Source organism: Brachyspira catarrhinii (genome assembly GCF_005518285.1).
In the GTDB taxonomy this organism is placed as follows: Bacteria; Spirochaetota; Brachyspiria; order Brachyspirales; family Brachyspiraceae; genus Brachyspira; species Brachyspira catarrhinii.
The window spans coordinates 1-6,355 of sequence record NZ_SJDU01000116.1 but is presented as its reverse complement, the minus strand read 5'-3'; the positions used below and the strand labels follow the sequence as shown (position 1 = coordinate 6,355).

At 28.8% G+C, this 6,355-nt stretch carries 8 protein-coding genes and 2 pseudogenes; 7 read left to right on the top strand and 3 right to left on the bottom strand.

Annotation, left to right across the window (positions count from 1 at the left end; genetic code table 11):
• The 7 genes and pseudogenes from EZH24_RS05795 to EZH24_RS05765 form a co-directional block, all read left to right on the top strand.
• Positions 1 to 396, top strand: a pseudogene (locus EZH24_RS05795) (LeuD/DmdB family oxidoreductase small subunit); the annotation flags it as partial.
• A gap of 46 nt (positions 397 to 442) precedes the next feature.
• On the top strand, positions 443 to 1,525 hold the full coding sequence (gene leuB / locus EZH24_RS05790) for a 3-isopropylmalate dehydrogenase (protein ID WP_137998194.1): 1,083 nt from the start codon (positions 443 to 445) through the stop codon (positions 1,523 to 1,525).
• A gap of 72 nt (positions 1,526 to 1,597) precedes the next feature.
• Positions 1,598 to 1,828 (top strand): hypothetical protein, encoded by a 231-nt coding sequence (locus EZH24_RS05785; protein WP_137998192.1) that lies wholly within the window; start codon positions 1,598 to 1,600, stop codon positions 1,826 to 1,828.
• A gap of 3 nt (positions 1,829 to 1,831) precedes the next feature.
• Complete coding sequence (locus tag EZH24_RS05780; RefSeq protein ID WP_137998191.1) at positions 1,832 to 2,545, top strand: purine nucleoside phosphorylase YfiH/LACC1 family protein; 714 nt, start codon at positions 1,832 to 1,834, stop codon at positions 2,543 to 2,545.
• A gap of 299 nt (positions 2,546 to 2,844) precedes the next feature.
• Positions 2,845 to 3,066 (top strand): hypothetical protein, encoded by a 222-nt coding sequence (locus tag EZH24_RS05775; RefSeq protein ID WP_137998190.1) that lies wholly within the window; start codon positions 2,845 to 2,847, stop codon positions 3,064 to 3,066.
• Positions 3,059 to 3,670 carry a hypothetical protein gene (locus EZH24_RS05770; protein ID WP_137998189.1) on the top strand — a complete coding sequence of 204 codons (612 nt, stop codon included), beginning with the start codon at positions 3,059 to 3,061 and terminating at the stop codon, positions 3,668 to 3,670. Before EZH24_RS05775 ends, EZH24_RS05770 begins: the two co-directional genes overlap by 8 nt.
• A gap of 11 nt (positions 3,671 to 3,681) precedes the next feature.
• Complete coding sequence (locus EZH24_RS05765; RefSeq protein WP_137998188.1) at positions 3,682 to 4,356, top strand: acylneuraminate cytidylyltransferase family protein; 675 nt, start codon at positions 3,682 to 3,684, stop codon at positions 4,354 to 4,356.
• Between the two features lie 75 nt (positions 4,357 to 4,431).
• Here the strand turns inward: EZH24_RS05765 and EZH24_RS05760 are convergent, their stop codons facing one another.
• The 3 genes and pseudogenes from EZH24_RS05760 to EZH24_RS14015 form a co-directional block, all read right to left on the bottom strand.
• Positions 4,432 to 4,812, bottom strand: coding sequence for a hypothetical protein (locus EZH24_RS05760; protein ID WP_137998187.1), 381 nt, complete (start codon positions 4,810 to 4,812; stop codon positions 4,432 to 4,434).
• 532 nt (positions 4,813 to 5,344) lie between these two features.
• Complete coding sequence (locus EZH24_RS05755; protein ID WP_137998186.1) at positions 5,345 to 5,677, bottom strand: hypothetical protein; 333 nt, start codon at positions 5,675 to 5,677, stop codon at positions 5,345 to 5,347.
• A 412-nt stretch (positions 5,678 to 6,089) separates the two neighbouring features.
• A pseudogene (locus EZH24_RS14015) lies at positions 6,090 to 6,355 on the bottom strand (Rpn family recombination-promoting nuclease/putative transposase); the annotation flags it as partial.

Sequence of the window (6,355 nt, the reverse complement as noted above, 5' to 3'; positions counted from 1 at the left end):
GCTTGCCTCTCATTGTAGGAAGATATAGATAAAGATTTTGTAAATAAAGCAAAGAAAGGAGATATCATAGTCGGAGGAGAAAATTTCGGCTGCGGTTCTTCGAGAGAGCATGCGCCTATAGCGATAAAAGAATCTGGTATATCCTGCGTCATAGCGTCTTCGTTTGCGAGAATATTTTATAGAAATTCTATTAATATAGGACTTGCAATTTTGGAATGCGAAGAGGCGAGCAAAAAAATCGAAGACAATGACGAGATTGAAGTGGATTTTGATAGCGGAATAATAAAAAATATTACGAAAAACGAAACTTATAAATCCGAGCCTTTCCCAGAATTTATTAAAAATATTATAAACTCAAACGGGCTTTTGAATTCTATAAAAAATTCTAAAAAATAAAAAACGGTTTTTTGTTATGGAAGAAATTAAAAATAAAGAAAATAAAATAGAAAAAAATATTGCGGTTATAAAAGGAGACGGAATCGGTCCCGAGATTATCGAAAGAGCGATTGACATATTAAAAAAAATTGAAAAAAAATATTCGCATAAATTCAATTTGGAATATGTCGATATGGGCGGATGCTCGATTGACAAGCATGGCGTTCCTTTAACGGACGAAAATTTAGAAAAATGCTTGAAATCGGATTCGGTTTTGCTCGGTTCTGTCGGCGGTTATAAATGGGATAATGTAGAGACTGAAAATAGACCAGAAAGAGGATTATTGAAACTTCGCAAAGAGTTAAATCTTTACGCGAATATTAGACCGACAAAAATATTGAAATCTCTCGAATACGCGTCGCCTTTAAAAGTTAGCGAATGCGATTTTATTATCGTTAGAGAGCTTACGGGCGGAATATATTTTGGCAAACATTCTTTTGAAACGGCAGGTAATATGAGGCAGGCGAGCGATATTATGGTTTATAGAGAGGACGAGATAAAGAGAATTGGAAAAGTCGCTTTTGATATGGCTAAAAAAAATAAAAAAAATATTACTTCGGTAGACAAGGCAAATGTTTTATATACTTCAAAATTGTGGCGCGAGATTATGAACGATTTTGCGAAAAAAGATGAATATGAAGAAATAGAATATAACGATATGTATGTCGATAACGCCGCAATGCAGTTGATAGCCAATCCTTCGCAGTTTGGAATTATTGTGACGGAAAATATGTTTGGAGATATTCTTTCGGACGAGGCGAGCATGCTTACGGGTTCGATTGGAATGTCGCCTTCCGCGAGTTTGTCTGACGGCTCGCTCGGCATGTATGAGCCTATTCATGGCTCGGCTCCCGATATTGCGGGAAAAGATATTGCAAATCCAATAGGCGCTATTTTGTCTTTGGCTATGATGTTTAGATATTCTTTTAATTTATTCGAAGAAGCGGAAGATATTGAAAACGCCGTTTATAAAACCATAGAAGAAAATTACAGAACGGCGGATTTGATGCCGAAAGATAAAGAATTGGCTAATAAATATCAAAAAGTCGGATGCGCCGAAATGGGCGATATTATAATGTCAAAAATTTAGGTTTTGCACTTGACAATTGCATTATTATTTACATACTATATAGTATATAATAAATAATTTAAGGTTTGAAAAGTGAAATATAACGAAAAAGAAATTATTTCGGATTTGGAAGAAGACAATAAATTGCTTTCGTCTAAAATTGAAATTTATAAAGAAGAAATTACGAAATTAAGAGAAAGACTCGAATACACGCAGAAAATTGTCGTTCTATACGAAAACATAATGGAAAATGCAAGAAAAGAAAATAAACAGCTGTCGGAAAGAGTTGCGGAATTGGAAAAAGAAATTAAGTTTAAAAATTAAATAATGAGCGAAATTTTTTATCCTTTTAATAACGACAATAAAGAAATATTTATAGCCACATCGTCAAAGGGACTTGGTATAAAAGCTTCGGATATTACGGAAGATTATAGAAAAAAACTTGAGATTGAATTTTTTAATAAAATTAATTTGGATATAAAAAAAGCGATTTTCATGCATCAAGTTCATAAAGATAATATCGCAAAAATAGACGAAAGCAATAAAGATATTTATAATAAAGAAAATCCCGTAAAAGAAACGGACGCTTTGATTACGAATTTGAAAAATGTTCCTTTGATAATTCAAACCGCCGATTGTCTTCCCGTCATCTTGTATTGTAAAGAAACTAAATCTATGGCAGCTATTCACTGCAGTTGGCGCGGTATAGTTCAAAAAATAATCCCAAAAACTATAGAATCAATGAAAAAAGAATACAATATCGATACGAGGACAACTTACGCTTATATAGGCGCGCATATATTTGAAAAAGATTACGAAGTAGGCGAGGAAGTGGCGATTCATTTCAGAGCTAAAAGAATTATAAACGGAAAATGGCATGTCGATAACTCAATGGAAGCGGTTTTGCAAATGATTGACTGCGGATTTATGGAAGAAAATATTGAAGTATCGAATTTGAATAGTTATAACGAAATATTTTATTCTTATAGAAGAGACGGAAAACAGGTTGGACGCATATTGACTGTGGGAATGATTTTATAAATTAAACTATTGACATTTTTTCTCAAACATGCTATAATTTTCTTAAAATTAATTGTTAATTGTAATTGTCGAAAAAGGAGAAAAGAAACGTGAAAAAGTGGCGAGATAATTTCAGGAATAAATTTAGGAGTTAGTATGATTAAGTTATTTGAAAAAACTGAAACGGATAAATATATAATATTATAAAAATAACTTTCAAAAAGAAGCCTCCGAAATCTTATATTGATACAATAGCTTGGTTCATACCGTTTAGAAGATTAAGAGAAGCCGTAAGAGAATATTTATTACGGACGGAAGATTTGAGGGGCGGATTGGAAAATATAAACGGTAGGTTAGATAATGTTCAAGGCGGATTAGATAGTATAAATAATATATTTGACGAAAAAATCAAAAGAATTACGGCTATAAATTATCAATTAAATATGAGTAAAAATATTAACTATAACACATTTTTACAATATAAAAAATATAAATCAAGGAAAAGAAATCGTTTTAATCGCAACGGGACCGACTTTGAATAAATATATACCGATTGAAAACGCGCTTAATGTGGGCGTTAATCAAGCGATATATTACGATAAAGCGAAGTTGGATTATTATTTTTTACAAGATTGTAAGAATTCCACGAAAGATATTCCAGAATTTATTATTAAAAATGACGATGGGAAATGCCAATATTTTTTCGGGATTTGCGACATAGATTATATGAAAGATTTGGTGTCGGAGTCGGATTCTATATTAATTAAAAATGCCAAGAGATATGTTTTGGATATTTTACATTCGCATGATAATTTGATATACGATATAACTTCGTTGCCTTTGGCGGATTTCGAGTCGGTGGTATTCGAGGCTATTCAATTCATATTTTGGACTAATCCTAAAAGAATTTATTTAGTCGGCTGCGACGCGACAAATAGCGGACATTTTTATAATGATAAATCTTCTTTAAATATTGATAGACTTATATTTGGTTGGAATAGGGTTAAAGAATTTCAAAAAACTTTTTACCCTAATACTGAAATAATATCCATAAATCCTATTGGATTAAAGGGAATGTTTAAAGACATATATTCAAAAGACGGCAAATATTTTGATAACGATGGAAAAGAATTTATTTTTAGTTAAGGAGGATTTAAATGGAAATTACGGCAATAATAGTGGCAAGAAAAGGAAGCGTTCGTATTAAAAATAAATCCATGTTAAAATTAGGAAACGATACATTAATTTCAAATAAAATAAAGCAATTAAAGGAATGCAAAAATATTAATAGAATAGTATTCGGTTCGGATTCGGACGAAATGTTGGAACATGCAAAAAGTTATGGAGCGGAGACAGTAAAAAGACCAGAATATTTTTGCGATGAAAAATTAGCTTCTGCAAACGATATGATTGGGAATATGCTCGATTTAATAAAAACCGATATTGTAGTTTGGACGCATTGCACTAATCCGTTATTGAGTTCAAAAACCTACGATGACGCTATACAAACATATTTAACAAATTTGAATAACGGTTATGATTCATTATTATCGGTTGTAGAATTCCAAGAATATTTATGGAATGAAAATAAAAAACCCTTAAATTATAATCCATATCAAGAGCGACATGTTCCCGCAAGAGAATTGCCAAAATATTATATGCAGGATGGAGGCATTTTTATACAACCATATAATCAAATGAAAAATAATTCATACTTTTTCGGAAAGAAGCCTTATTTATATGTTATTCCTAATAATGAGTTTTTGGATATTAATACGGAAAGGGATTATATAGTGGCGAAGTGTTTGTATAATAATACTTTGAAAAAGTAATTGTAATTTTATTAATTATTTTGTTATAGATAAATTATAAAATTGAGGAGGAGATTAATGAGGACTAGAAATATCTTAATTGATTGTATTATTGTCTTTATATAAGACAGATACACAAGTTCCACATACTCCTCTCCCTAAAAAAGCAGATAAAACCCTTATAATATCTTCATTATCACTATAATAAACTGTATTATCTTTATCTGTATAATAAATACCATCTACATATACATCATTTATCACGCCATTATCATTAAGCATATAATAAAAGAAAGGCATTGGCATCACATCTATGCTGAAATTATTAATAATTTCATTACACTCGGATTTATTTTCAACTGTAATATTAATTTTATCATCGCTATTAACAGTTTTTTGTTTTATTTTAAATAAATGCCAATTTTTTACAGATGCACCTTTAAGATATTTTGATGACAAAATAGCATATTCTTCCATAAGAACCTACTCATTGTTAATTTTACAAATAATAATTAGTAGTATAATACATATATTATTAAAGTCAAGATGTAAATTTATATAAATTATTAAAATTAGTTATTAATTGGATGTATCCTATAAAAGCCTTTTTCTGTCAATACTATACCACATGTATTTTTGTCATGCAATATTAATCCTTCACTTACTAATTGATTTATAGCTTCATTAAAATATAGTTTTTCATATTTATTTAATTCTGAATATAAATCACTATAATAAAAAAATTGATTTATATTACATCTTATTTCATTTATCTTATCTAATATTTTAGAACATATTTTATTTATGATATCATCTTTATCTGAAATAATTAAATCAAATCCTTTTTGAGTTAAAGATATATTATAACCATTGCATGATGCTAATTTTTCATTTATTAATTTGTTTATAGCTTCATTAAAATATAATTTTTCATAATCGCTTAATTCCGAATATATATGGCTGTAATCAAAATTTTCATTAATTTTTTTGTTATTTATTGCTATTTCAATTAAAATATCAGAGCATATCTTATTGATAATTTCATATTCATTATTATCTCTAAAGCAAATTTTTTATTAATTAAAATTATTTTTCCAATTTCATATCTTAATATCCTTCTGTTATTTAATTCATCTAACACATCTTGACAATATTTTTTAATATAGCTTTTGTCACGAAAGATATGGTATTTTTCTTTTTCTTTAATATAATATGAACATTCTTCATATAGCTTTTCTATATCTAATGATGAATTATTATCAATATATTGAAATTTATCTAAAATAAATATTAGTATTTCATATCTAAATTCACATTTTAAACTTTTATAAATACTGACCATAATTTAATACCTCAATTCATGATAATTTATTTACTTGTAATTATAAATTAAAATAAATTTAAATCAACTACTTTTATATTTATAAAATTAATAAATTTTTGAATAATTTTAATACATAACCATCCACAAAACAGCGAAAATTAAAATTACGACTGGGATTATATACTTGTTCTTATATTCCGAATATAAGACATTTCAATAAATTTTTTAATAAAAATATTCCAATAAGCGTTAATGATTATATAGATATTCATAAAGCGAGAGATTATCAAGAGGTTCTTCAATTTTTGGCGAAACCAATACCTTTTTGTAAGTATTGCGATGTAAAGAATAGGAAGGATGGCATAGAGTGGAAGACTTCAACGAATAGGATTGAGGAGTATTTATAACCTAATATATGTGTAGGCTATAATTAAAGTTTTTCTATTTCTTCGATACTTAATCCCGTGTTTTCGCTTATAAATTCTATATCTAAACCTGATTTTTTTAGATTTTTGGCTATTGAAATTGCTTTATTTTTTTCGCCTTCGAGTTTGCATTCTTTTATTCCTTCAAGTTTCCCTTCTTTTCGCTCTCTCGATAACATCATTTTTTGTCCTACTAAAAATGCGTCTCTGGCGGCGTAAGCTCGCATCAATTTATCGTCCGAAGTAAATCGTTTGTATTCTTCTATCGCTT